Raw genomic sequence first — 24295 nt, forward strand, 5'->3', positions numbered from 1 at the left:
GGCGGTCAAGACGAATGACGGGCGCCCCCCTAACGTCCACCACGTGGTCAAGCTCTCCGTCATCGTGCCGTTCTACAACGTGCAGCAATACGCGCCCGACACCCTCAGGAGCCTGCGTGCGAACGCGCGTGAGGACTTCGAATTCATTCTCGTCGACGACTGCTCGACCGACGGGACGCCAGAGATTCTCGCGCGAGCCGAGCGCGAGCTACCAGGCGCGGTCCATGTCAGACACGAGCTGAACGGAGGGCTGGCCACCGCGCGCAACACCGGTATCGACAAAGCGCGCGGCGAGTACGTCACCTTCCTGGACGGCGACGACTGGCTCGCGCCGGGCTACTACCCGAACCTCGTGAACGCAATCGAGTCGCTGGGCTGCGACTTCGTCCGCGCCGACCATGTGCAGTGCACCGCGCGCGCCCGGGTCGTGCACCGGGTGCCGGTCGGCCGCCGCAACACCGTGATGAACCCGCGGGACGCGATCCTGCCCGCCGACCGGTCCACCTCCGTCGACTACGCCTACGCATGGGCGGGTGTCTACCACCGCCGTCTGGTGGACAAGGGGCTCGTCCACTTCACGGACGGGCTGCGCACGGCCGAGGACCGGCCGTGGATCTGGCGGCTGCACCGGGAGGCCGAGTCCTTCGCGGCGGTGAACCTGATCGGTGTCTTCTATCGGCGTGGCGTAGCCTCGTCACTCACGCAGATCGGGGATGTCCGTCAGCTCGATTTCATTCGCGCGTTCGACCAGGTGATCGAGGAAACCGCGCAGGACGCGGACGCGAGGGATCTCCTGCCGAAGGCCGTCCGTACCTACTGCGCCATCATTTCCCATCACCTGGGATCCATCGAAAGGTTCGAGCCCGCGGTGGCGAAGAAGCTGAAATCCATGAGTGCCGCCGCGCTGCGGCGCATGCCGCAGGACGTGCTGGACGAGGCCCTGGACTCCATGGACCTCCAGCGCGCCACCAAGCTGCGCCGGCTTCGCCGCCGTCCCGCTCCCGCGGGGGCCGCCGCGTGACCACCCAGATCTTCCAGGCGTCCACCCTCTACGGCACGGCCACCCTCGCCGCCGCCCTGGACTCCGGCGCGTTCCGCCCGGCCGACCGGCGCATCCTGCTGGTCTGCAACAACGCCGCGACCCCCGAGACCACCCCGGGCCTGGACGTGGCGCCCGGCTTCGAGCGGCTGCGCGACCGCTTCGACGAAGTGATCTCCTACAACGAGACGATCTTCCCGTTCCACCCCGGCGGCTGGGCCCCCCGCATCGAGGACCACCCCCTGTGGGAACGGTTCCTGCGTCACGAGTGGCAGCTCGGCGACGACGACGTGGAGTTCGCCGTCGAGTCGATCCAGGTCAACCCCTCGCTCAGCCTCACCCAGATGTTCACCGGCGCCCCGGTCACGGTCTACGCCGACGGCCTGATGAGCTACGGCCCTACCCGCAACAAGATCGACCCGCTGGTCGGCACCCGCGTGGACCGGGTCCTCCACCTCGACCTGGTGCCGGGCCTCAAGCCCCTGCTGCTCACCGAGTTCGGCGTCCCCGGCGAGGTCGTGCCGACCTCGGCGTTCACCAAGGTGCTGGCCGAACTGGCGCCCAGCGGTGACGAGCTGCCCCAGATCGAGGAACCGGCCCTGCTGCTCGGCCAGTACCTCTCCGCGCTCGACATCCTCTCCCCCGAACAGGAGGAGGACCTGCACGTCCGGATGTTGAAGGGCGCCGTCGAACTCGGCCACACCAAGATCGTATTCAAGCCGCACCCCTCCGCCCCGGCCCGCTACGTGCGGACGCTGGAGCAGGAGGCCGAGAAGCTCGGGGTTGACCTCACCGTCCTGGACACCACGGTCCTCGCCGAGGTGCTGTACCAGAAGATGCGCCCCGCGCTGGTCGTCGGCTGCTTCTCCACCGCACTGCTCACCGCGTCCACGCTGTACGGCCTGCCGACCGCCCGGATCGGCACCGACACGCTCCTCGACAAGCTCACCCCGTACGAGAACAGCAACCGCGTCCCGGTCACCGTCGTCGACGCGCTGTTGCCCTCGCTCACCGACCGCACGGCCGTCGAGGAGCAGCGCGCGCTGCTGAGCGTGGAGGAACTCGGCGAGCTGATCTGCGCGGTGGGCTTCGCGATGCAGCCGAAGATCTATCCGCAGCTGCGCCAGGAGACCGAGCGCTATCTCACCAAGCATCTCAACGACACGACCGTCCGCTACTTCAAGCGCAAGCGCCTGACCTCGCTCGCGCTGCCCGGCGGGTTGCCGGCCCAGCTGAGCTTCCTGCCGCGCAACGCGACCGTCCGCCGGATGGCCCGCAAGGCGCGCAACCTGCGCCGGGTGGTACGCCGCTGAGCGCGGCCCCTCCCGAACAGCTCTTCACAAAAGCGTTTCCGAACAGGGGCGGGCCCACCACGGGCCCGCCCCTTCGGTGTTACCGGCCCAGGATCTGCTTGACCTTGGCGGCGTTCTCCTCGGTGACCTTCCACAGCTGCTGCTGCCGGTCGTGCACATCGGCGACCGTACGGCTGTGGTTGTCGAGGATGTCGATCGCGCGCTCGGTGAGGATCTCGCCGAGGTCGCGCTCGTGGACCGAGACACCCCACTCGGGCCGCTCGATGTCGTTGAGGAAGTACGCCATCTTCGGGTGCGAGATGAGGGAGACGATGGGCGTACCGACACCGAACGGGATCATGCCGGCGTGCCCGCGCATGCCGATGACCAGGCGGGTCTTGGCGTACGTCTCACGGATCTCGTCGTTGGAGAAGTCGTACATCGGTATCACCGGCAGCGAGATGCCGTGCTCGCGGCGCAGGTCGAAGGCGATCCGCTCGTCGTCCAGCGAGTGCGCGACACACTTGACCTCGGTGTGCTCGCCGATCTTGCGGACGGCCTTGGCCATCTCGGCGAGGAAGTGCCCGTAGTCGTGGCCGAAGCGCAGCCCCGCGCGGTCGTAGGCCGCGTTGAGCATCACCGTGTCCTCGCGGTACGCCGGGTCGCTCCAGCCGGTCACCAGCTGGCGCATGACCGTGGTCGGGCAGGGCTGGAAGACGACCTTGTCCTGGAGCTCCGGCGGGAGCATCGCGCGGACCCTGGCGATGGAGCCGTGGTTGCGCAGGCCGAAGAAGGACGACTTCTCGACCAGCAGCCGCAGGCTCTCGTTGAACCGGGTCGCCCGGTAGGACTGGCCGTCGAAGGCGTTGAAGCCGACCGCGTACACCATGATCGGGACGTCGATGCCGCGCAGGTGCTCGTCCGGGACGTTCCACTGCCAGGCGCTGTTGCCGTTGGGCATGGTGTCCGGGATGAACAGACCGCCGCCGCCGATGACCAGACCCCGGCGGGCGTTGACCCGCTCCAGGGCGGCCTGGTCGAAGTAGCGGTGGGCGTGCACGGAGTGCCAGCGCCGGGAGGTGGTGTCCGGGCCGAAGCCGAGGCGCACGGTCTCCGGGAGCAGCTTGTCGCCCGCGTTGCCCTGCCGGTCCATGTAGAACGCGACATGCGCCAGCTGGTCCTCGGCGCTGCCCTGCTCCTGGGAGGGGACGGCGGCCGCGCGCTGTGCCCACAGGCGGCTGGGGCGGTGGGTGGGGTCGACGGTGAGGCCGGCGGTGGCGTGCTTCAGGGCCTCGGTGTTGTCGCCGTGCACCCAGGCCATCTGGGCGAGCCGGGCGAACGCGGTCGCGGCCCGGTTGGGGGCGGCCGAGGCGAGCAGCAGCTGCGTCTTGGCCTCCTCGTAGCGGGAGACGCTCATCAGGGCGTGGCCGAGCGCCTCGTGCGGCCAGGCATCGTCCAGCGGGATACGGACGCTACTGAGGACGTCGACGGCGTCCTGGTAGTCGCCGGCCGATATGTGCGCGGCGGCCACCTTGCGGGCGATCTCGACGTCACCGGTGCGCTTGACGTGCGGGGCGCCGAAGTGGACGACCAGGTCGTGGTGGAGCCCGCCCGAGGCGGCGAAGTAGGCCGCTTGGAAGTCGGCGTCGTTCATCTCGAACTCGCGCCAGCGGTCCTCGGCCTGCGAGTAGCCGGACTCACCGCCCTGCCAGGGCTTGTGCCGCCCGGTGAAGTGCAGGATCTTCGTGTCCTCCGGGACCGGGAGGTCACCGGAAAGCCGCCGCTTGACGAAGTTGTACTTGGCGTCGAGGCGGACGAAGTCGCCGTCCAGGACGGCGTTCAGGATGCCCTGGTCGTGCTTGTCCAGCTCGTACTCGCCGCTGCGGCCGATCTTGTCGATCTTCGCGCAGAACTCGTCGGACAGGTACTCCTTCTGGATCACCAGAAGACCGGAGTTCAGCTTGTGCTGCCCGTAGAAGAACTGCGGCACGGCCGCGAGGCCCTCGCGGAGCTCCAGGAGCTCGCCGAGACCGCCGAGGACGACCATGTCGGTGTCCAAGGTGATGACCGTGTCGTAGTCGCGCAGCCGGAAGATGTCGAGGATGAAGTACGCCTTGCGGACCAGGTAGTTGTCCTGGTCGCCCTTGACGTACGAGTCGTAGTGCGTGTCGTTGACCCGCTGCAGCACGATGCGCGGGTGCAGGGCGCGGATCTTCGCGATGGAGGCCGGCCGCAGGTCGTCGTAGAGCACGACGAAGTCCTCACAGACGCCCGGGTTGGACAGGGCGAGGCTGCGCAGCAGGACCAGGAAGCCGGGCAGGTAGTTCTCGTCCACGTAGGAGGCGAAGGCGATCCGGCGCTTCTTGGTGAGAGCGCTCGCGTCGGTGTTCGGTATCGCCGGGGTGAAGGTCGTCGTCATCGCAGGGAGATCCTCATGTCGGTCACGCTCTGGGCCCGCTGCATGACCCAATCCTTCTCGCTGGTGTATTCGTGCACGGAGGTGATGGCCAGCTTCATGGCCTCCTGCACGCGGTAGGCGCCGCTCTCGTAGAAGTCGAAGCCGATCAGGTCCAGGGTCGGGCTGACGTCCAGGAAGTCCAGCAGCCAGAGCATGTTGAACCCGGAAGTTGGGATGCCGGACCAGGCGTCGGCGCCGACGTGCCCGATGTTGCGCAGCGGCCAGCGCAGCGACTCGTCACCGAGGTACTGCTGGGCACCGGGCACCAGCTTGTTGCGCAGCGAGTGCTTCCAGTCGCCCGAGAGGCCGCCGAAGATCAGCCGGGTGGTCACCGGCTTCTCCCAGTTGAAGGCGTGCTTGTGGATGCTGACGTGGATGTCGGTGCGCTCACCGGTGTGCTGCGGGTCGATCTTGTACGAGTTGAAGCGCACGACCAGGTCGTAGTCGTCGATCTCCTTGCCGATGCCACTGGCGCCCACCCGGCCGGAGTTGGCGATCAGGCAGACCGACTTGCCGGCGATCTGGTTGCGGAACTCCCCGAGGGTGATCCACTGCACGCCGTCGACCGTCGGATTGCCGACCGGGCCGCGCATCCGGAAGCGGCGCTGCTCGGCGTAGAGCGCGACGGCCTCGGTGAGACCGGCGTCACCGCCCTCGGCGAGGCGGAGGTCGAGGTACTGGCTGAGCAGCTCCTGCCGGTCGTTCACCGGCGCCTCGTCCGCGGAGAGGGCGAGCAGGGAGCCCACCAGGCGGGGCTCGGCGGCCTTCCAGTCGCCCATGGCGTGCAGGGCGAGACCCTCGGCCCAGGTGGCCGTGGCGGGCTCGCGGACGTGGTCCGTGGCGGTGGGGACCTGGCGCTTGAGGAGGTCCAGGAGGTCGCGCTCGCGCTCGGCGGCGCGGCGCATGCCGGAGATCCGGTTGGCGACGCCAAAACCGTCGTCCGTGGTGAGTTCGAGGTAGCGCTCGTAGGCTTCGACGGCCTCGCTCTCCTCGCCGAGACCCTCCAGGATGCGGGCGCGCAGCCGCCAGCCGGCGCGGGAGTTCTTGCGCTGGGCGAGCACGGTGTCGCTGATCACCAGAGCGAGGTTCAGCTCATCGTTGTAACCGCACTCAAGGGCCTTGTTGGCAACCGCCAGCAGCGCGTCGAGCAGGTCGCTGTTGATCCCGCCGACGGGGGCCGCGGCGCCCTTGACGGCCCGCTTGAGCAGGGCGGTCGCGCTGCCGGCCGGGGCCGCCGCGGGAGCGGTGACCCCTTCCGTGGCGACAACCACCAGCAGCTTGCGCAGCTGCTCGGCGAGTTCGCTGCGGCGACGGTCGAGACTGCCGACGAGTTTGCCACTGTGCACGGCACAGGCGTGCAGGCAGTCGTCCAGCTCCCCTCCGCGCGCAGGTGCCCGCCTGTTCTGGACCCTCGTCATAACTCTCCTGATTTTGCCAAGCAAAGCTTGTGTAACCGCTGCGTGTGGTGGGTTGATCCGCACCTGGGGGTTGGATGGAGAAACTAGAAAGTCAAAACGACTATATGGTTAACGAATCCCGACGGGTAAGAGAATGGTTAGGATGATCACCGCGTACTTCCTATGATTCCCCCAGGTGACGGTATTGGGCTTCCCACGTCCCGGTGACCTGACGAACAGATCGGATGATTAAACGCCCGGAGCCGGGTAGGTGTCTCCAACCATGTCTCTCGCGACCCCCACAAAGACGCCCTCGCCTGCGCGGATTGCCGTCGTCCCAGCCCCACCCGGACGGCCGCGCCCCCGACTCCTGGCCCTAGACGGACTGCGGCTCGCTGCCGCGCTGATGGTCTGCCTCTACCACTACGCCGGCCGCGGCGGAGTCGTCTCCGCGTCCTGGCACCAGAACCCCACCCAGATCTTCCCGACCCTCTCCAAGGCCGCCGTGTACGGCTGTCTCGGCGTTCAGTTCTTCTTCGTCATCAGCGGCTTCGTGATCTGTATGAGCAGTTGGGGCCGCTCCCTGGGCGACTTCTTCCGCTCCCGCGTCGCCCGCCTCTACCCCGCCTACTGGGTCGCCCTGGTACTGGTCACCGGCGCGTCCCTGGTCCTGCCGGCCGTCGTCCACGCGGTCCGGCTCGACGAGTTCCTGGTCAACCTGACGATGCTGCAACAGCCGATGGGCGTGCCCCGCGTCCTCGGCGTCTGCTGGACACTCTGGGTGGAGGTGCGCTTCTACGCCCTGTTCGCGCTGCTCGTCGTCCTGCCCGGTGTCACCTACCGCAGGGTGGTGCTGTTCTGCTCGGTGTGGACCCTGGCCACCGTGCTCAGCACCTCGGCCGGCGGCCCCTGGACCGATCTGGTCGTGATGCCGCAGTACGCCCCGTACTTCATCGGCGGCCTGGCCCTCTACCTCGTGCACCGCTTCGGCAACCAGCTGCTGTCCTGGGGCATCGTGGCGCTCTCCTGGATCCTCGGAATGCGGATGGCCACCGAGGGGTCGTGGCACGCCGGCTCGCCCCGGAACCCGTACGTGGCGATGCTCGTCGTCACGCTGGCCTACGCCGCCGTGGCGGCGGTGGCGGCGGGCTGGACACGGTGGGCCGCCTGGCCCTGGCTGACCACGGCCGGGGCGCTGACCTACCCCTTCTACCTGGTGCACGAGCACCTGGGCTGGTTCGTGATCCGGGTGCTGCACCGGGGCGTGGGGCTGCCGCCGTGGCCGACCCTGGCGCTGACGGTGGCCGGGATGCTTGGGCTCGCCTGGCTGATCCACCGGTTCGTGGAGACGCCGTTCGGTCCGAGATTGAAAAGGACCTTGAAAAACTCGTGATGCGATTAGAATTCATCTTTCGTTAACTTGAAGAGGTCTTGGCCAGCCGTTCATCTCTCAGCTGATTTCGAAAACGTACGGCGGGCAGGCACCGTAGAGGCCTGCAGATGCACAGCCATCGCGCAGGGTCCCCACAGGCTGCCGATCGCGTATCGAGGGAGTGCCTTCTCCACATGGCCACCACCACCCAGGAAACGACCCGACTGCCCCGCCGTCTCGACGACGTGCCCGGCTGGTTCCCCGTGCTCGACCAGGTCCTCTTCGACTGGTTCCTCAGCCGTCAGGAGACCGTCAGCATGCGCGGCGACCTCCTGGAGGTCGGGGTCTACATGGGCAAGAGCGCGATCTTCACCGGCCGGCACCTGCAGCCCGGTGAGTCCTTCACCGTGTGCGACCTCTTCGAGGGCGACGCCCCCGACGACGCGAACCGGGCGGAGTCGACGAAGTCGTACAGCAAACTGACCCGGCGCCTCTTCGAGGAGAACTACCTCGCCTTCCACGACGAGCTGCCCCGCGTACTGCAGGGCCCCAGCTCCGTGGTTCCCGCCGAAGTCCCGCCCGGCACCTGCCGGTTCGTGCACGTCGACGCCTCGCATCTGTACGAGCATGTGCGCGGTGACATAAGGGCGGCCCGCGATCTGCTCCTGCCCGACGGGATCGTGGTCCTCGACGACTTCCGCTCCGAGCACACGCCCGGCGTCTCCATAGCCACCTGGGAGGCGGTTCTCAACGGAGACCTGCACCCGATATGCATCAGCACCCAGAAGCTGTACGGCACATGGGGCGACCCCGGGCCGGTGCAGGAGGAGCTGATCGAGATGGCGCGGGGGCGGACCGACTGCCATCTGAGCACACAGGAGGCGGCGGGGCACCGGATCATAAGGCTGAAGTCGAAGCGGATGCCGGCGCCGGAGTTCCCGTTGTCGCGGTACGCGGATGTCCCGGAGGCGCCGGAGGCGCCCGAGCCGACTCCTGCGGCTGCGACGCCGGTCTTGACGCCGCAGGCGCCGCGGAGGCGGAGCGGGGTGCGGCGGGTGGCCGTGGATCTGCTGCCGCCTGTGCTCACGCGGGCTCTTCGGAAGGCGATGAAGTAGCGCCGACCGGGGCGCCCCCCTTACGGGGCCGCTACACACACGGGGGCTATCGGTAGCCTGCCTCGACTCCTGCGGATCGTTCCTCGATGTCGTACCCCTCCCGGCGCTCGCCCGGGAGGGGCTGGACGCCCTGTTCCTCCGTGACGAAGCCGATGGTGCAGGCGTTGGCCGTCGCGCCGACCCTGGCCGCTGGGCGAGGGTGAATCTGACCCCGGGCCCGGTCCACACGCTCCCGGACCCGGTACGGCGGCTACCGAGCCCGGAGTCGTACGGCCCCGGCGTGTTCCTCGTCCGCCCGGACGGCTATGTGGGCTGGGCGGGCGACACGGCTCAGGGCCTGGCGGAGTACGCCCGGCGCACCGGGGCCTGGAGCACGCCGTAACGGGTGCGCGCGCACCTCACGCGCTCGCCAGCGTCAGCTTCACCGCGAAGCCCAGGAACAGCGCCCCCGCCGCCGAGGTCGCCGTCACCGCCAGGCGCTTGCGGCGGCGGAAGGCGGCGGCCAGCTTGGTACCGCTGAATATCAGTGCGGTCAGGTACAGGAAGCTGGCCAGCTGGGCAAACGCGCCGAGGACGACGAAGGACAGGGCCGGGTAGGCGTACCCCGGATCAACGAACTGCACGAAGAAGGCGACGAAGAACAGGATCGCCTTCGGGTTGAAGAGGCTGATCACCAGGGCGCGGCGGTACGGCCGCTCCTGTGCGACGGCGATACCGGCCGGTGCCGTCCCGGTCTCCACGGCCGCGCGCTCGAGCCGGGTCCGCCACATCGACCGGGCCGCCCGCAGCATGCCGACCGCCAGCCAGGTCAGATACCCGGCGCCCGCGTACTTCACGATCCCGAACAGCACGGCGTTGGCCTGGAGCAGTGAGGCCACCCCGGCCGCCGACAGCGTCATCAGCACGGTGTCGCCGCACCACACGCCCGCGGCGGCCGTGTAACCGGCCCGTATGCCCTGGCGGGCGGCGACGGACAGCACATACAGCGAGTTGGGGCCGGGCAGCAGGACGATCAGGACGAGTCCTGCCAGGTAGGTGGGGAGATCGATGACGCCGAACATGCGAAGAAGTCTCGCACGGGGGTCTGACAACGCCCGCCGGAGGTCAGAAGGCGTCCGACGGGACGTACACGCCCCACACCTCCCGCAGCGCGTTGCACACCTCGCCCACCGTCGCCCGCGCCCGCAGCGCCTCCCTCATCGGGTAGAGGACGTTGTCATCGCCCTGCGCCGCCTTCCTCAGGGCGGCCAGGGCCGAGTCGACGGCCGGCTGATCCCGGTCGGCGCGCAGTCGCGCGAGCCGCTCCGCCTGCCGGGCCTCGATGGCCGGGTCGACGCGGAGCGGCTCGTACGGCTCCTCCTCGTCCAGCCGGAAGCGGTTGACGCCGACCACCACCCGCTCCCCCGCGTCCGTCTCCTGCGCGATGCGGTAGGCGTTGCGTTCGATCTCGCCCTTCTGGAAGCCGTGCTCGATCCCAGCCACCGCGCCGCCCAGGTCCTCGACCCTGCGCATCAGATCGACGGCCGCCTCCTCCACGTCGTCGGTCATCCGCTCCACGGCGTACGAACCCGCGAAGGGATCCACCGTCGCCGTCACATCGGTCTCGTGCGCCAGCACCTGCTGGGTGCGCAGGGCCAGGCGCGCGCTCTTGTCCGTCGGCAGCGCGATCGCCTCGTCGAAGGAGTTGGTGTGCAGCGACTGGGTGCCGCCGAGGACGGCCGCCAGCGCCTGGACCGCCACCCGGACCAGGTTCACCTCCGGCTGCTGGGCCGTCAGCTGGACGCCCGCCGTCTGGGTGTGGAAGCGCAGCATCATCGACTTGGGGTTCCGCGCGCCGAACTCCTCCCGCATGACCCGCGCCCAGATCCTGCGCGCCGCGCGGAACTTGGCGACCTCCTCGAGAAGCGTCGTACGGGCCACGAAGAAGAAGGACAGGCGGGGTGCGAAGTCGTCGACGTCCATGCCGGCCGCGACCGCCGTCCGCACGTACTCGATGCCGTCGGCGAGCGTGAACGCGATCTCCTGCGCGGGGGAGGCCCCGGCCTCGGCCATGTGGTAGCCGGAGATGGAGATGGTGTTCCACTTCGGGATCTCGGCCCGGCAGTACCGGAAGATGTCCGCGGTCAGACGCAGGGAGGGCTTGGGCGGGAAGATGTACGTGCCCCGCGCGATGTACTCCTTGAGAACGTCGTTCTGGATCGTGCCGGTCAGGGCGGTCGACGGCACCCCCTGTTCCTCCGCCACGAGTTGGTACAGCAGCAACAGCACGGCCGCGGGCGCGTTGATCGTCATCGACGTCGACACCTGGTCCAGCGGGATCCCGCCGAACAGCGCCCGCATGTCGTCGATGGAGTCGATCGCCACGCCCACCTTGCCGACCTCGCCGTGCGCCAGGGGGGCGTCGGAGTCATGGCCCATCTGGGTGGGCAGGTCGAAGGCGACGGACAGGCCCGTGGTGCCGTGGGCGATCAGCTGCCGGTAGCGGGCGTTGGACTCGGCCGCGGTGCCGAAACCGGCGTACTGGCGCATGGTCCAGGGGCGGCCGGTGTACATCGTCGGATACACGCCCCGGGTGAAGGGGTACGACCCCGGGTCGCCGAGTTTCCCGGCCGGGTCCCAGCCCGCCAGGGCCGAGGGGCCGTAGACCGGCTCGATGGGCAGTCCGGACTCCGACTCACGGACCATGGTGGCCGACCTCCGCAGTGCGCCAGTACGCCGGTACGTCTATTACTCCCCACCATGCCCTTTTGTTCGGCGGCGGTCACGCGGGGAAGCATCCTCGCATGAAGGTCTCGGTGTACTCAGGGATCGTGGGCCGGCCCACCGCCGTGCTCGCCTCGGCCGCCGTACTCGCCGCGCTCACCGCGCTCTGCGGCTGCACCGTGCAACCGCCGGACACCGCGGACGGCAAGCGGAACTCACCCATCCATATCGAGCTTCCGCGCAGCCCGGCGCCCAGCAGGAAAACCAGCCCGGCGCGCACCGGCACACCCGGCAAGAAACCCGGCACGACAACCGGCAGGACACCCGTCCGGACCCCCACCCCGACGCCGCCCGCCGTCGAGACCACCCCGCCGCACATCGTGTTCACCCGCGGCGACACCGGCACCGGCGTGCGTGAGCTCCAGGCCCGGCTGCGCCAGGTCGCCTGGCTGTTCGACGGGCCGACGGGGACGTACGACGACCTCACCACCCAGGCCGTGAAGGGCTTCCAGGGCAAGCGCGGGCTACCGCGGACGGGTGAGACCGACGCCGTGACCTGGCAGCGGCTGCTGAGGATGACGCACAAGCCTGGCCAGTGGGAGCTGTATCTGATGGGCGGTCAGCCGGCCGCCGCGCCCGATCCGCGGTGCATGACCGGGCGGGTGCTGTGTGTCAGCAAGACCAGCCGGACGCTGCGCTGGATGATCGACGGACGCACGGTCTCGACGACGTCGGTGCGGTTCGGAGCGGAGTACACGCCGACCCGCGAGGGTGTGTTCCACGTCTACTGGAAGTCACGCCATCACGTGTCGACGCTCTACCACTCCCCGATGCCGTACGCGATGTTCTTCAGCGGCGGCCAGGCGGTGCACTACTCGTACGACTTCGCGGCCCGGGGTTACGCGGGCGGCTCGCACGGCTGCGTCAACGTGCGGGACGAGGCCGCGATCGCGGATCTGTTCGCGCAGGTGCGCAACGGCGACAAGGTCGTCGTGTACTGGTGAGCGGAGGATGTGCGGGGCGCGGGCGGGACCGGGGGAACGTGTCCCGCCCGCGCCGATGCACGAGCCGCAGGTACGGGGGGAACCCCGGCTACGTGCGACGGCCGATGACCAGTCGGCTCACTCTCTACTGCGCCGTCGCCGCCGAAAACGTCACACCCTGCGGGAAGAGAATTCAGCAAGTTTCAAAGCCGCAGGTCACAGCGGTATGTAAAGGTCAAAATGCGCTGTATGTGGGGCCGGGCGAGGGGACAGTCGGGTTCGGCAGCAGAGGCACGAAGGCCGTCGGGGCGGGTGAGGCCACACCGTCCTGGTGATGGTCGTTGCCCCCGCCGCCAACCCCGCTCCGGCCCGACTGACCGTCGCCGCCACCGCCCTGGCCGCTGTTGTCACCCTGGCCGGCGCCGCCCTGGCCGTTGTTCTGGCCGTCCTGACCGCCGGCGCCGCCCTTGTCGTCGCCGGCGGCGGCGTCCTTGCCGGACGTGCCGGTGCCGAGGACGCTCTTGCAGAACTCGGTCACCCGTCCGGCGCCGCCCGCCAGGCCCTCCAGCGCGCGCTTGCGGTCGGCGCCCAGGGACTTGCCCTCCTGGAGGGCACGGCAGGACGCCAGGGCACCGCTCCGCCCGTTCCCGGAGGTGCCGGCCGAACCGGTGCCCTTGTCCTTCGGCTTGCCGGACGGTCCGGGCGAGGTCTGCCCGGAGCCGCCGGACGTGGCGCCGGAGGTGGCGCCGGAGGACGGCTCGCCGGTCTCGCCGCCGAGCAGGGACTCGGTCGAGGGCGAGCCCTGGGGGCGTTGCGGGGTGTCGGCGGCCGAGACGGAGGCTCCCGGTCCGGGGCGGTTGTCGTCGAACGGCGTAGGCAGCACCCCGGTGCCGGCCGCCACCGCGACCCCGCCGAGCATGCCGGCGGTCAGCGCGGCGGCGAGGGCGAACCGCGCGGGGCGGGCCCAGCGCGGGACACGGGCCGGCCGGGGACCGGCGCCGATGCGTACGAGACCCACGTCGGAGCCCCGCCCGAACCTGTCCGGCTGCCGCGCCGCGGCGGTCCACTCGTCCTCGGCGGATTCGCGCGCTTTGCGGAAGGCAGCCAGCGCGGCTTCCTCGCCCGGCAGTTCGGCGGCGGCCGGCGCGGTGTGCACGGAGAGCGCGCCGAGCGCCCTGGCGAGGCGTTCTGCCTGATCACGGGTGGAGGCGTCGACGGCTTCCAGCGACTCACCGCGCAGCAGACGTTCCGCCGTCTCACGGTTCAGCCACTTGTCCTGCTCGTCGGCCATCACATGTCCTTCTGCGTCCACGAACGCGTATGCGTCACAGTGGCGGACGTCACCGCACGATTCTTCGGTTCTCGCTGCGGGGGAAGCACGTCGAGGACGCCCGCCCGCTCCGGGTCGGCGCCGAGCAGCTCCGCGAGTTTCTTCAGGCCCCGGTGCGCGGCCGTGCGGACGGCACCGGCGCGTTTGCCGAGCGTCTCGGCGGCGGTCTTGGCATCGAGGCCCACGACGACCCTGAGGACGACCGCCTCGGCCTGGTCCTGCGGCAGCCGGGCGATGAGGGAGAGGGTGGACTCGGTGGTCAGCGCCTCGATGGCCTCGCCGGCGGTGTCCGACTCGGCGGCCCGGCCGGTCAGTTCCGTCTCGTCGCCGCCGATCGCGGGGCGGCGGCCGCGCATCCGTATGTGGTCGAGGGCGCGGTTGCGGGCGATCCGGGCGGCCCAGCCGCGGAACCGGTCCGCGTCGCCCTCGAACCGGTCGAGGTCGCGGGCGATCTGCAGCCAGGCCTCGGATGCGACGTCCTCGGCGTCCGGATCGCCGACCAGTGTGCGGACGTATCCGAGCAGGCGGGGCTGCACCGCTCGATAGACAATGCGGAAGGCGGTTTCGTCCCCGTCCTGTGCCGCCAGCACCGCGGCGGTCAGCTCCGCGTCGTCCCCCAGCACCCGTCGTTCCCCAGTAAGTGGTCGGTCGCGGCTACGACGCAGCCGCCGATCGTTGCAGTGATCATGCATTCGCGCTCGACGCGAAAGGCACGTTACGACCTGAAACCGCTCGCCGTCCACGTCCGTACAAAGCGCAACTAACTCGTGACGCCCTGGGGTGTGACAGAAAACGCACTCATGGCGCTGAACAGAGTACGGGCCGCCGCGCGGTCCGTGCCGCGCGACGGCCGGGGCCTCTCCTGTGGGGGGTGGCGGCCCCGGCCGTTGCTTCGGTTCGGATTGCGTGCCAACACCGAGGCACGCAAGGCCAGTTGGCCGTCCGGCTCCCGATGCACGGGATCAGTTGCCCTTGCCTTTCCCGCTCTTGCTCTTGTCGGGGTTCTCCGGTTTGCCGGGCTTCTTCGTGTTGCTGGACTTGCCCGGCTTCTTCCCGGAGGTCGTCGTCTGCGACAGCAACTGGGCGCAGTACGCGGTTACGTTCGTCTCACCGCCCGCGGCCCGGATCAGCCGCTGCCAGGCCGTCGACCTCATCGCCTTGCCGTTGCCCTTGACCTTCCCGTAGGCCCGGCAATGGGCCTCGGTGTCCTGCGCGGTGGCCGGGCGTTGTGACGCGTCGGCGCGGCCGGGGGCGTCCGTGGAGGACTGTCCGGCGGAGGGGCCGGGTGCGGCGGCCGACGGGACGGACCGCCGACGGTCGTCGTGCCCCCCGGCCGAGGAGTGCACCGAGCCGATCGCCGCGACCGCGACGCCGCCCAGGGTGAGGCCGGCCAGGGCCATCGTCAGGGTGGCCTTCACCGAGCGGCGGGTGCGCCGCGGCTCGCGCGGCCGCCAGTCGTCCCGGCGCCGCCTCCGCGCCCGGTGCGCGCCGGCGTCCCGTGCGGCCTCGAACGCGGCCACCGCCCGCTTCTCGCCCTCGGTGTCGAGGCCGTCGTCACGGATGGCGGCGGCGAGCAGGACCTCCAGCGCCGGACCGGCGGGCTCGGCCTCGGGGCCGAGCACGGTGCCGTCGGGGTGCACGTGCCGACGGCCACGGTCGGCATCGTCGCTTCGCCGTTCACCCATGTCCCTGTCCATCCCTGTCCGGCAGCGGCCCGTCGCGGCCGCCCCTGCCGTCCTTGACGTTCACGCCGCCCTGGGCGTTCATGCCGCCGTTGGTGTTCATGCCGCCGTTGGTGTTCATTTCGACTCCCCCAGCGTCCGGGGGTCCTCTTGCGTCACACCCGTGACACCCAGCCGCCGGGCCAGGCTCTTCAGCCCGCGGTGCGCGGCCGTGCGTACCGCGCCCGGGCGCTTGCCGAGGACCCGCGCGGCGGCGGGGCCGTCCAGGCCGACCACGACCCGCAGCAGCACCGCCTCGGCCTGGTCCCGGGGCAGCGAGCGGACCAGTTCCAGGGCACGTTCGGTGGAGAGCGCCTCCAGCGCCTGGTCATGGGTGCTGTGGATGCCCGGCAGGTCCAGTACGTCCTGCTCGATCACCGACGACCGGGGCCGTACCTTCAGCCGGCGCAGATGGTCCAGCGCCCGGTGCCGGGCGATGGTCGCCGTCCAGCCCCGGAAACCGGCCCCGTCGCCCCTGAACCGGCCCAGGTCCCGGGCTATCTCCAGCCACGCGTCGGCGGCCACGTCCTCGGCCTCGTCACCGACGATCCCGCGGAGATAGCCGAGCAGACCGGGCTGCACCAGCCGGTAGGCGACCGCGAAGGAGGCCTCGTCGCCTTCCTGGGCGCGCGCCACGGCCGCACCCAGCTCGCCGTCGTACGCCTGCACGCGGCGGGTTTCCCCTCCTTGGCCCAACACGTTCCTCGTTCGTACCGAGTGCGAAACGGGCTCTCACCCAACTCGTCCCGCGCGACACGTCCGGTGGTGCGCACGGCCCCCACGATCATCAGCGTCCCCCGTCAAAGAAATGTCACAGCCGACCGGTTACGGCGGTGGTGAGTGACGTTTGGTCGAGGCCGAACGCTGTGTCTAAGCGATACCTGTGCGACAGGCGTGACAGGTGCGACAGTCATGGTTTTTTAGGGGTGGGGACGAGTGAGTCCACGCGGGCAGCGTGCGTACAGACCGCTGAGCATGAAGCGACGGGCCTGGCTGACGCTCGGTGCGGTGCTCCTGGGCGGCGGGGGTGTGGTGACGTACGCCGTCGCCAGCCCGTCCGCCGGTCATGGGGCCGCCGGGCAGGCCAAGCGGCCGGCGAAGGTCTACGACCTGACACTGAAGGGCACCGCGAACGGCAGGCGGGAGCTGCCGCGTACGGACACCGGGCAGTTCTCGATGCTCGGTGTCTCCTGGACGGGGGCGACCACGCGGCTGCACGGCACGGCCCAGGTACGCACCCGCAGTGTCAAGACCGGGGAGTGGACCGCCTGGCGGAATCTGGAGGCGGCCGACGCGCTACCGGACCCGGAGACGGACGCCGGCGCGCGCGGCGGGTCCGAGCCGCTGTGGGTGGGGCCCTCCGACGGCGTCCAGGTCCAGGTCGTCCACAAGGACGGCTCCACCAGCTCCGGTCTGCCCAAGGGGCTCCAGGTGAACCTGGTCGACCCCGGGGTGGCGACCGATGCCGAGGCGAAGGCCGAGCCGGCCGCGTACGTGGCGGCGGGCAGCCCCGATGCCGGCGCGTCGCCTACCGACAGCGCCTCGCCCGGCGGCTCCCCGTCGCCCAGCCAGTCCGTGACGGCCTCCGACTCGGCCTCCCCGAGCGACAGCACGTCCGCGTCACCCTCCCTGTCACCGCCGGCCTCGGCCTCGGCCTCGGCCAGCGCGTCCGCGAGCCCGTCGGCCTCCACGCCCACCGCGCCGCCGTCCACCGTGCCCGAGCCGCCGATCGTCTCGCGGGCCGGCTGGGGCGCCGACGAGTCGCTGAGCCCCGACCCCTCGGAGTACAACGCCGATGTGAAGGCCGTCTTCGTCCACCACTCGGACGGGACCAACGACTACGCGTGCTCCGACTCCGCGGCGATCGTGCGGGGCATCTACGCGTACCACACACAGACCGAGCACTGGAACGACATCGGCTACAACTTCCTGGTCGACAAGTGCGGCACGGTGTTCGAGGGCCGCAAGGGCGGCGTCGGCCTGCCGGTGCTGGGCGCACACAGCTACGGCTGGAACCGGGAGTCGGCCGGTATCGCGGTGCTCGGTGACTACACCACCACCGGCGCCACGAACGCGGCGCTGGCGTCGGTCGCCCGTATCGCGGCCTGGAAGCTCGGCCAGTACGGCGCCGACCCCGCCACCACCGTCAAGCTCACCTCGGGCGCGACCCAGACGAACTACTTCCACACCACCTTCACCGCGGGCAGCTCCTACACCTTCAACCGGATCTCCGGTCACCGCGACGGTTACAACACCCAGTGCCCCGGCGACGCCCTCTACGCCCAGCTGCCGACGATCCGCACCTGGGCGTCCGGCCCGGTGCAGGGCCTGAAGCTCACCTCGCTGTCCGGCGCGGGCCTGTCCGGCTCGACGTACTACACCAAGGGCGCGATCACGGCGAAGTGGTCGACCACCACGCCCGGTTCGCTGATCTCCAAGTTCGAGCTGCTGGTGGACGGCAAGGTCGCCGCCACCGCCTCGGGTACGGCGACCTCGGCCGGTGCCACGCTCGCCTCGGGCAGCCACACCGTCGCCGTACGGGCCGTGCACCAGTCGGGCAAGACCACGACCACCGCCGCGGTGACCGTCCTCGCCGACACCACCGCGCCCGCCTTCACCACCGCGCCAAAGCTCTCCCTGCGCACCGGCACCGTCAGCACCACCGCCGTCCCGGTCACCCTCGGCTGGAAGGCCACCGACAACGCGGCCCTGAAGTCCGTGAGCCTGCTCTCGCCGACGACGGCCACCTTCGGCCCGACCACGACCAGCTCCAGCCGCACCGCCAAGCCCGGCTCGGCGTCCACCTGGTCGTTGAAGGCGTACGACTACGCGGGCAACACCCGTACCTCGTCCCCGGCCTTCACCCCGGTGATCCTGCAGGAGACCTCGGCGACCAAGTCCGGTAGCTGGACGGCCCGTTCGTCCACCAACTACCTGGGTGGCAAGTCGTACTCCAGCGCTTCCAAGGGCGCGAGCCTGAGCTGGACCTTCACCGGCCGGTCCGCCTCCTGGGTGGTCAGCCGGGCCTCCACCTCCGGTCAGGCGTACGTGTACGTCGACGGCACCAAGGTCGCGACCGTCGACCTGAAGTCCTCGACGACCTCGTACCGTCAGGCGATCTGGACCAAGACCTGGACGTCCAGTGCCAAGCACACCGTGAAGATCGTCGTCGTCGGCACCAGCGGCCGCCCGACGATCACGACGGACGGTCTGGTCTACCTCAAGTAGCCGGGCTCACGTCGCCGGGTCCACCGGTTCGGGCGTCCGCTCCCGCGCATCCTGCGGGACGGGCGCCCGGTCCGCGGTCACGACCGCCGCCTCCTCGCTACCCCATGGCGTCCCGGCACAGCAGCCGCAGCGAGCCGTCACCGTCGTAACACCGCCTGGCCTCGGCGACGGGGTCCCAGAGCCGGCCGTCGGGGGTGCGGATCCAGTGGTCGCCGCCGGACGCCCACCACTCGGCGCCGGACTGACGGGCGATCACCTCGCCGGCGTAGGCACCGAAGCCGCGCAGCATCTCCCGTACGGCGTCGTACGGCGCGCCCTCCCTGCGTATCTCGTCGATCATCCGGTCGACCCGCCACAGACTCTGTGCCGAGTAGTCGAGCCGGACCCGCGCGCCCTCGCGCATCATGGCCACCGCGTCCGCCGCCCAGCGGGCCGGTTTCGTGGCGGCCTGCGGCCTGGTCTGCTGCTGTGCTGTCACGTAGTGGGCTGTCACATAGGGAAAAGCGAGGTCAGCGGCGGTTTCGTCACTCCGGTTCCGGGCGTTTCCGCAACCGGTGCAGGACCCCCGCAAGTCCGCCGCAGCTCCACCGCACGGCGCTCACAGGAATCTCCCAGGCCGGTCTTCCGGTTCAGCCGAGCCCGCGGGCCCGGCGTGACACCACCGCGCGCAGTACCCGGCGGCCCTCGGTGGAGACGTCCAGCGCACGGCGCAGCCCTGCCTGGCCATGGCCGGCGAGCAGTTCGAGGACGGTGACCTGGCGGCGCAGTTCGGCGGCGACCAGCGGGGACATGCCCTCGGTGCCGCCCTCACGGCGGGTGTCGACCGAGGGTGCCGGGTCCTCGGCGGTGTCGAGGAGCCGGTGGATCCGCAGCGAGGCGACGGAACAGGCGTCGGCCCACTGCCGCACCTCGTCGGGGGCGCGGTCCTCGGGCGCGGCGTCGAGCATACGGCGGACGAGCAGTTCGGCCTCGGCCTCGGCCTCGCCGGAGCCGAGCTCGCCCCGGGCCTTCTCCAGGCCCGGTCCCCACCCGGAGCCGTCGGCGAGGCTCGCCCACAGCGGCCGCAGCACCAGGTCGTCACCGCCCAGCAGCGGCACACACCGATCCAAACAAGCCAGCCCGCTGGCAGCCAGTCCGCGTTCATCGGCCTGAGCGATCAGCTCCACCAGGCTCATCCCACGCCTCCACAACGGTATGTACCAAAGCGCCGACCTCTACGGAGCCCGCACTTCCCCTTACTGCGTGAAACGGCCCGGGAGTGTCACAGCGGTATGACGCCCAGCAGATCGAGCAGCCGGAAGAAAGGGTTTTCGGCCAACGCGCCGACGGGTCGGGGTCGGTGGTCAGTACGGCGAGAAGGGCGCCGGCGTCCGCGGTGTGCCCGGCCTCGGCCGCCCAGGCGACGGCGCGGCCGGCGGCGTCGCCGGGGTCGAGGAAGTAGTCCTCCAGGGACAGCCCCTGCTCGTCGGGACCCAGCAGGCGGGCCGCGGCCTTGCGGCCCAGGCAGGTGGTCCAGCCGCCGCTCTCCGGCGCCGCCGCCTCGACGGCCACACAGGCGCCCTCCATTACACAGCCGAACAGCGCGGGCGAACCGGTGCGCACCGCGAGGGCGTTCATGCTGCCGACATCGGCATCCGGGCTGCCGTACTCCCAGACCCGCCAGCCGTCCGGCGCCGCGGTCCGCACGGTGCCCCCGTCGGGCGGTTCACCCCGGCCCACGACGAAACATCCCCAGTGGCCCATCTCTGTCCCCCATCCGTCCCGGGCCGAATACACCACAGGGACACGGGAGTTCGCCAGACGCGCGCGGCCGGGAATCAGAGCGCGGCCGGGGCGGCGCCCGCCATCGCCTTCTCGTGCTGCATCCGGGTCAGCCGTACCACGACGAGGACGGCGAGGACGGCGGCGGCGATGTCGAGGGAGTCCGAGAGCAGCATCCCCAGGGCGTCGTCACGGGCCTGGGCCGCGCCCCCCTCGGCGTCGCCGTAGCCGCTCGTAGCCGCGCGGCCGGCGAACAGCGAGGCCAGCCACAGCGTCCACCAGGCGTTGACCAGCGCATGCGAACGGGGCGCCCCCCACGGGCTGCTGGCGTCCCAGATGTCGAGGGTGATCCGGCGTGGGAACCAGAGGGACACGACCGGCACGAACCAGCCGCCGATCGCCCAGCCCGGCGACTTACGGTGCCCGAACGGGTTGAAGACCTGGGCGTTGGCCCGGACCCGCCGGAACCAGCACAGGTACACGACCACGCAGCTGACCAGCGACACCGACTGGGCGCCGGCGGCGAGGGCGGAGAGCACGTCGGCGCGGTCGGCCCGGCGGAGCGCGGCGGCGCCCGTCTCGCCGTCGGCCAGGGCGCCCGTGGCGTCGTACTGGAGGAGGTCCGCGCAGACGGCGAACAGGTCGGCGGCGATGACCGCCCCGAGCAGCACGGCGGCGGCCCAGCCGAGGCCCACGGGTGAGCGCAGCCACAGGCCCGGCGTGCCGTCGAAGACGGGGGCGGGCTCGGACGAGCGGCCCTGGCAGAGGTGGCACAGGGCGGTGCCGGGCGCGGCGGCGAAGTGGTGACAGCGGGCGCAGATCAAGACGGTTCCCCCGGGGTTGGGCACGGAACCCTCCCCGGTCCGCGCGCGGAAGCGGAACATACGGCCCGTCACCGCCGTACGTCCACCTGCCGTCGTGTATCAGCCCAGCTTGCCGGCGAGACTCTTGAAGTCGGTCCAGGACGTCGTCGGGGTGCCCGGGTCCCAGAGCTTCTGGATCGTGGCCCGCAGCGGCATCCGGATGCCGGCGGCGACCTGGTCCTGCGTCTGGGAGTTAGCCAGGTCGCACCAGACGGCGAAGGAGCCGCCGGGGATCTGCGCGTCGTACGCCGAGGAGACGGCCGTGGTGCCGCGCAGCACACGCGGGGTCCACTGCTCGTAGATCCGCTGTCCGGTCGGGTAGACGAAGGTGTTGGGCTGCCCGAGGACGTAGTAGAGGTACTCGTCGTTGTAGTTGAGGACCTTCCGTCCCGCGCTCAGGTACTCCACCGGCTGCCGGGCGCCGATCTCCTTGCCGGTCCAGTAGGCGACCTGGAGGTCCTTGGCGGGCTGCACGGAGGTGCCGCGGAAGAAGCCGTCGTTCCAGACCCGCATGGTCCGGCCGTGGGCGCGGACGGTGTCGGCGCGGTCGTTGAGCCAGCCCGTGGTGAGGTCGGCGACGGTGCCGGAGGCGCCGTACGCCTTCTGGGCGGCGGCCGCCAACTGCGGGTAGGAGGTCTGCGGGCTGGCGACGGTGAGGGCCTGGTACTCGTCGCCGCCGAGGTTCCAGTAGGAGCCGGGGAACACGTCGGCGTACTCGTCGAGCAGATCGTCGACGATCTTCGCCGACTCGTCCTCGGAGATGTCGATCGCGCCCTTGGTGGCAAGGCCCTGCACATTGCGCAGCTGCAGATCCGGGTGGGCGGCGATGACGGCGCCCAGGTGACCGGGCGAGTCGATCTCGGGCACCACCTGGATGTGCAGGCCGGCGGCGAGAGCGACGATCTCCTTGACCTGTGCCTTGGTCAGATGGTCCGGCGAGACGATCTCGGGATGGCTGGTGGACTCGATCCGGAACCCTTGGTCGTCGGAGAAGTGCAGCCCGAACTGGTTGAACTTCAGATCGCCCAGTTCCCTCATCCGGCTCTCGATCCACCCGGCCGTGAACGGCTTGCGCGCGATGTCCAGCATGAACCCGCGCTGCGGCTTGGCCGGCTGGTCCTTCACGACCCCCTCCGGGGCGCTGCCGCCGCCGTGCACCTCCTGCTTGAGCGTCCGGGTGCCGTAGAAGACGCCGGCGTCACCGGGCCCGCTGATCCGCACCGACCCGTCGCGCACGGTCATCGTGTACGACTCCTGGTCCCCCGTCCCGCCGAGGTCGAGCCGCAGGTCGCCCGCCTTGACGTCCTCGTTCGCCCCCTTCCGGCCGGCGTACGACAGCCCCAGCTCGCCCGCTACCAGCCGCCCCTCGTCGATCAGTGCCGCGTCGCTCACCACGACCCGCCCGCCGTCCTGGGGGCGCCAGCCGGGTCCGCGGGCGGCGGTGTGGGAACGCACGGCGGGGATGGTGCGCGGGGCCTGGGAGAGGGGGTAGCTGCGGGTGGGCTTGGGGGTCGGGGTCGCCGCGCCGGCCCGGGCAGCGGACGAGGCGGCCGTCCCGCTTCCGGACGGCTGCCGGGCGGCCGATCCGACCGGGGTTTCGCCGTCGCCCGAGGAGGCGGCCCATACGCCGATGCCGGTGCCGAGCGCGGCGGTCGCCACGAAGGCTGCGGCGACCACCGCCCGCCTCCGTGCGACCTGCCGTACCGAAGGCCTGCGCTTGTGCTGGCTCACTTGGCCAACGTACGACGCACCCACCGCACAGACGTCATTCCCCCGCTCCGAAACTCTCACGTTCGGGTGAAACTGAGGCAACCGACGGACACACCGTGAACGTCCTCGATAACGTCGACGACACATCTCTCACAGCACCCCCTGCCACACCACATGTGACGCGAGGACCCACGCTGCCCGCCCATCGCCCGCCCCACCTCCCCACTCCGCTGGACGCCTTCAACGCCGCCCCGGACGACGAGGTCGGCGCCCTGCTCCTGCACTGCCTGCGCAGTCCGCGCTGGTCCCGTCGGCTTGCCGACCACCGCCCCTACCCGGATGTGGAGTCCCTCCTGGCGGCGGCGGACGAGGCTGCGTACGACCTGTCCCCGGCCGACCTCTCCGAGGCCCTGGCGGGCGAGTCGCTGCCCGAGCTGCCCGAGGACACGTACTCGGCGGCCCACACGGCCCTGACCGCTGCCCACGCGGCCTACGAGGCCAAATTCGGACACGTGTTCGTAATCGCCCTGGGCGACATGCCACCCGGGGAGTCCCTGGACCGCGTCCTGGAGGGCATTCGGTCACGTTTGACAAACGATCCGGAAGAGGAACGGGTGGTAACGGCGGAGCAACTCCGCCGGCTGGCCAGAGTGCGTCTGCTGCTCCTCCTCAGGGGCGTAGGACCGCGTACACCAGCGGCTCCGCCGCCGGGCGCGGTCGACCCCCACGGTGCCGCCCCCGGCAGATAACCGCACAACCCACCCCGGATACCACCCGGCTAACCCATACGCGTGCCACTTTGATCACACCGATAGGCCCGGCGTAAGCCCAGCCGTGGTGCATCGCTACGATGCTGGGGGCCGGTGGACCGTACCCGGCCGGGCCCGACCGACACCAAGCCGGCGCGGCCCCAATCCCCGCTCCCGGAGGGACTTCCGTGCCGGCTGGAACGCTGTACCGCGGCCGGGAAGGAATGTGGTCCTGGGTGGCTCACCGAGTCACCGGCGTCCTCATTTTCTTCTTCCTGTTCGTTCACGTGCTGGACACCGCTCTCGTCCGTGTCTCCCCCGAGGCCTACGACAAGGTCGTGGCCACGTACAAGACGCCGCTCGTCGCGCTGCTGGAGTACGGCCTCGTGGCCGCCATCCTCTTCCACGCGCTCAATGGCCTGCGTGTCATCGCCGTCGACTTCTGGTCGAAGGGCCCGCGCTACCAGAAGCAGATGTTCTGGACGGTCGTCGGTGTCTGGGTCGTCCTGATGGCTGGGGCCGTTTACCCCGTTCTCGGCCACGCCGCTCGTGTCCTGTTCGGGAGCTGACGCAG

At 70.5% G+C, this 24295-nt stretch carries 21 protein-coding genes and 3 pseudogenes; 9 read left to right on the plus strand and 15 right to left on the minus strand.

The features are described 5' to 3' along the window. Positions 1–43 precede the first annotated feature (43 nt). Positions 44–1021, plus strand: a complete 978-nt coding sequence (locus ABZ396_RS22375) for a glycosyltransferase family 2 protein (RefSeq protein ID WP_358915801.1) — start codon at positions 44–46, stop codon at positions 1019–1021. Next, a complete protein-coding gene (locus tag ABZ396_RS22380) occupies positions 1018–2352 on the plus strand; it encodes a polysialyltransferase family glycosyltransferase (protein ID WP_358915803.1) in 1335 nt (444 codons plus the stop codon). The genes ABZ396_RS22375 and ABZ396_RS22380 overlap by 4 nt, the downstream gene beginning before the upstream one ends. Positions 2353–2431: 79 nt before the next feature. On the opposite strand, the gene ABZ396_RS22385 is transcribed toward ABZ396_RS22380, so the two are convergent. After that, positions 2432–4750: a glycosyltransferase gene (locus ABZ396_RS22385; RefSeq protein WP_358915805.1), complete on the minus strand. Its 2319-nt coding sequence runs from the start codon at positions 4748–4750 to the stop codon at positions 2432–2434. Then, positions 4747–6207 carry a glycosyltransferase family 29 protein gene (locus ABZ396_RS22390; RefSeq protein WP_358915807.1) on the minus strand — a complete coding sequence of 487 codons (1461 nt, stop codon included), beginning with the start codon at positions 6205–6207 and terminating at the stop codon, positions 4747–4749. The genes ABZ396_RS22385 and ABZ396_RS22390 overlap by 4 nt, the downstream gene beginning before the upstream one ends. Before the next feature lie 262 nt (positions 6208–6469). Here ABZ396_RS22390 and ABZ396_RS22395 point away from each other — a divergent pair, with 262 nt between their 5' ends. Both ABZ396_RS22395 and ABZ396_RS22400 read left to right on the plus strand, forming a co-directional pair. After that, on the plus strand, positions 6470–7579 hold the full coding sequence (locus ABZ396_RS22395) for an acyltransferase (RefSeq protein ID WP_358915809.1): 1110 nt from the start codon (positions 6470–6472) through the stop codon (positions 7577–7579). Positions 7580–7752: 173 nt separating this feature from the next. Next, positions 7753–8673 carry a class I SAM-dependent methyltransferase gene (locus ABZ396_RS22400; protein WP_358915811.1) on the plus strand — a complete coding sequence of 307 codons (921 nt, stop codon included), beginning with the start codon at positions 7753–7755 and terminating at the stop codon, positions 8671–8673. 61 nt (positions 8674–8734) lie between these two features. Here the strand turns inward: ABZ396_RS22400 and ABZ396_RS22405 are convergent. Next, positions 8735–8830, minus strand: a pseudogene (locus ABZ396_RS22405) (TetR family transcriptional regulator); the annotation flags it as partial. 9 nt (positions 8831–8839) lie between these two features. On the opposite strand from ABZ396_RS22405, the pseudogene ABZ396_RS22410 reads away from it, so the two are divergent. Further along, positions 8840–9055: pseudogene (locus ABZ396_RS22410) on the plus strand (pentachlorophenol monooxygenase); the annotation flags it as partial. 16 nt (positions 9056–9071) lie between these two features. Here ABZ396_RS22410 and leuE read toward each other — a convergent pair. Together leuE and ABZ396_RS22420 are read right to left on the minus strand one after the other, a co-directional pair. Continuing rightward, positions 9072–9734, minus strand: coding sequence for a leucine efflux protein LeuE (gene leuE / locus ABZ396_RS22415; RefSeq protein WP_358915813.1), 663 nt, complete (start codon positions 9732–9734; stop codon positions 9072–9074). 43 nt (positions 9735–9777) lie between these two features. Continuing rightward, positions 9778–11358 (minus strand): methylmalonyl-CoA mutase family protein, encoded by a 1581-nt coding sequence (locus tag ABZ396_RS22420; protein ID WP_358915815.1) that lies wholly within the window; start codon positions 11356–11358, stop codon positions 9778–9780. A gap of 98 nt (positions 11359–11456) precedes the next feature. Here ABZ396_RS22420 and ABZ396_RS22425 point away from each other — a divergent pair, with 98 nt between their 5' ends. Next, complete coding sequence (locus ABZ396_RS22425; protein ID WP_358915817.1) at positions 11457–12380, plus strand: L,D-transpeptidase family protein; 924 nt, start codon at positions 11457–11459, stop codon at positions 12378–12380. A 214-nt stretch (positions 12381–12594) separates the two neighbouring features. Here the strand turns inward: ABZ396_RS22425 and ABZ396_RS22430 are convergent, their stop codons facing one another. From ABZ396_RS22430 to ABZ396_RS22450, 5 genes are all read right to left on the minus strand, one after another. Then, the gene (locus tag ABZ396_RS22430; RefSeq protein WP_358915819.1) at positions 12595–13650 is read right to left on the minus strand and encodes a hypothetical protein; all 1056 of its coding nucleotides are present in this window, start codon (positions 13648–13650) and stop codon (positions 12595–12597) included. Further along, positions 13650–14312, minus strand: coding sequence for an RNA polymerase sigma factor (locus tag ABZ396_RS22435; protein WP_358915821.1), 663 nt, complete (start codon positions 14310–14312; stop codon positions 13650–13652). The genes ABZ396_RS22430 and ABZ396_RS22435 overlap by 1 nt, the downstream gene beginning before the upstream one ends. Positions 14313–14651: 339 nt before the next feature. Further along, positions 14652–15374: a hypothetical protein gene (locus ABZ396_RS22440; RefSeq protein WP_358915823.1), complete on the minus strand. Its 723-nt coding sequence runs from the start codon at positions 15372–15374 to the stop codon at positions 14652–14654. Beyond that, a complete protein-coding gene (locus ABZ396_RS22445; RefSeq protein WP_358915824.1) occupies positions 15367–15492 on the minus strand; it encodes a hypothetical protein in 126 nt (41 codons plus the stop codon). Before ABZ396_RS22445 ends, ABZ396_RS22440 begins: the two co-directional genes overlap by 8 nt. Beyond that, on the minus strand, positions 15489–16106 hold the full coding sequence (locus ABZ396_RS22450; RefSeq protein WP_358915921.1) for an RNA polymerase sigma factor: 618 nt from the start codon (positions 16104–16106) through the stop codon (positions 15489–15491). Before ABZ396_RS22450 ends, ABZ396_RS22445 begins: the two co-directional genes overlap by 4 nt. Before the next feature lie 279 nt (positions 16107–16385). Here ABZ396_RS22450 and ABZ396_RS22455 point away from each other — a divergent pair, with 279 nt between their 5' ends. Then, complete coding sequence (locus ABZ396_RS22455; RefSeq protein ID WP_358915826.1) at positions 16386–18638, plus strand: peptidoglycan recognition protein; 2253 nt, start codon at positions 16386–16388, stop codon at positions 18636–18638. A gap of 97 nt (positions 18639–18735) precedes the next feature. Here the strand turns inward: ABZ396_RS22455 and ABZ396_RS22460 are convergent, their stop codons facing one another. The 5 genes and pseudogenes from ABZ396_RS22460 to ABZ396_RS22480 form a co-directional block, all read right to left on the minus strand. Further along, a complete protein-coding gene (locus tag ABZ396_RS22460) occupies positions 18736–19116 on the minus strand; it encodes a hypothetical protein (RefSeq protein WP_358915828.1) in 381 nt (126 codons plus the stop codon). Between the two features lie 151 nt (positions 19117–19267). Beyond that, on the minus strand, positions 19268–19813 hold the full coding sequence (locus tag ABZ396_RS22465) for a hypothetical protein (protein WP_358915830.1): 546 nt from the start codon (positions 19811–19813) through the stop codon (positions 19268–19270). An 86-nt stretch (positions 19814–19899) separates the two neighbouring features. Then, positions 19900–20381: pseudogene (locus tag ABZ396_RS22470) on the minus strand (hypothetical protein). Between the two features lie 74 nt (positions 20382–20455). Beyond that, positions 20456–21247, minus strand: a complete 792-nt coding sequence (locus ABZ396_RS22475) for a DUF4328 domain-containing protein (protein ID WP_358915832.1) — start codon at positions 21245–21247, stop codon at positions 20456–20458. A gap of 75 nt (positions 21248–21322) precedes the next feature. Continuing rightward, on the minus strand, positions 21323–22993 hold the full coding sequence (locus tag ABZ396_RS22480) for a glycoside hydrolase family 20 protein (protein WP_358915834.1): 1671 nt from the start codon (positions 22991–22993) through the stop codon (positions 21323–21325). Positions 22994–23148: 155 nt separating this feature from the next. On the opposite strand from ABZ396_RS22480, the gene ABZ396_RS22485 reads away from it, so the two are divergent. Both ABZ396_RS22485 and sdhC read left to right on the plus strand, forming a co-directional pair. Then, entirely contained in the window at positions 23149–23721 is a 573-nt protein-coding gene (locus ABZ396_RS22485; RefSeq protein ID WP_358915836.1) for a 2-oxo-4-hydroxy-4-carboxy-5-ureidoimidazoline decarboxylase, read from the plus strand. A 188-nt stretch (positions 23722–23909) separates the two neighbouring features. Continuing rightward, positions 23910–24290: a succinate dehydrogenase, cytochrome b556 subunit gene (gene sdhC, locus ABZ396_RS22490; RefSeq protein WP_358915837.1), complete on the plus strand. Its 381-nt coding sequence runs from the start codon at positions 23910–23912 to the stop codon at positions 24288–24290. The last annotated feature ends 5 nt before the right edge of the window (positions 24291–24295 follow it).

This window comes from Streptomyces sp. NPDC005866 (assembly GCF_040629895.1).
Lineage (GTDB): Bacteria > Actinomycetota > Actinomycetes > Streptomycetales > Streptomycetaceae > Streptomyces.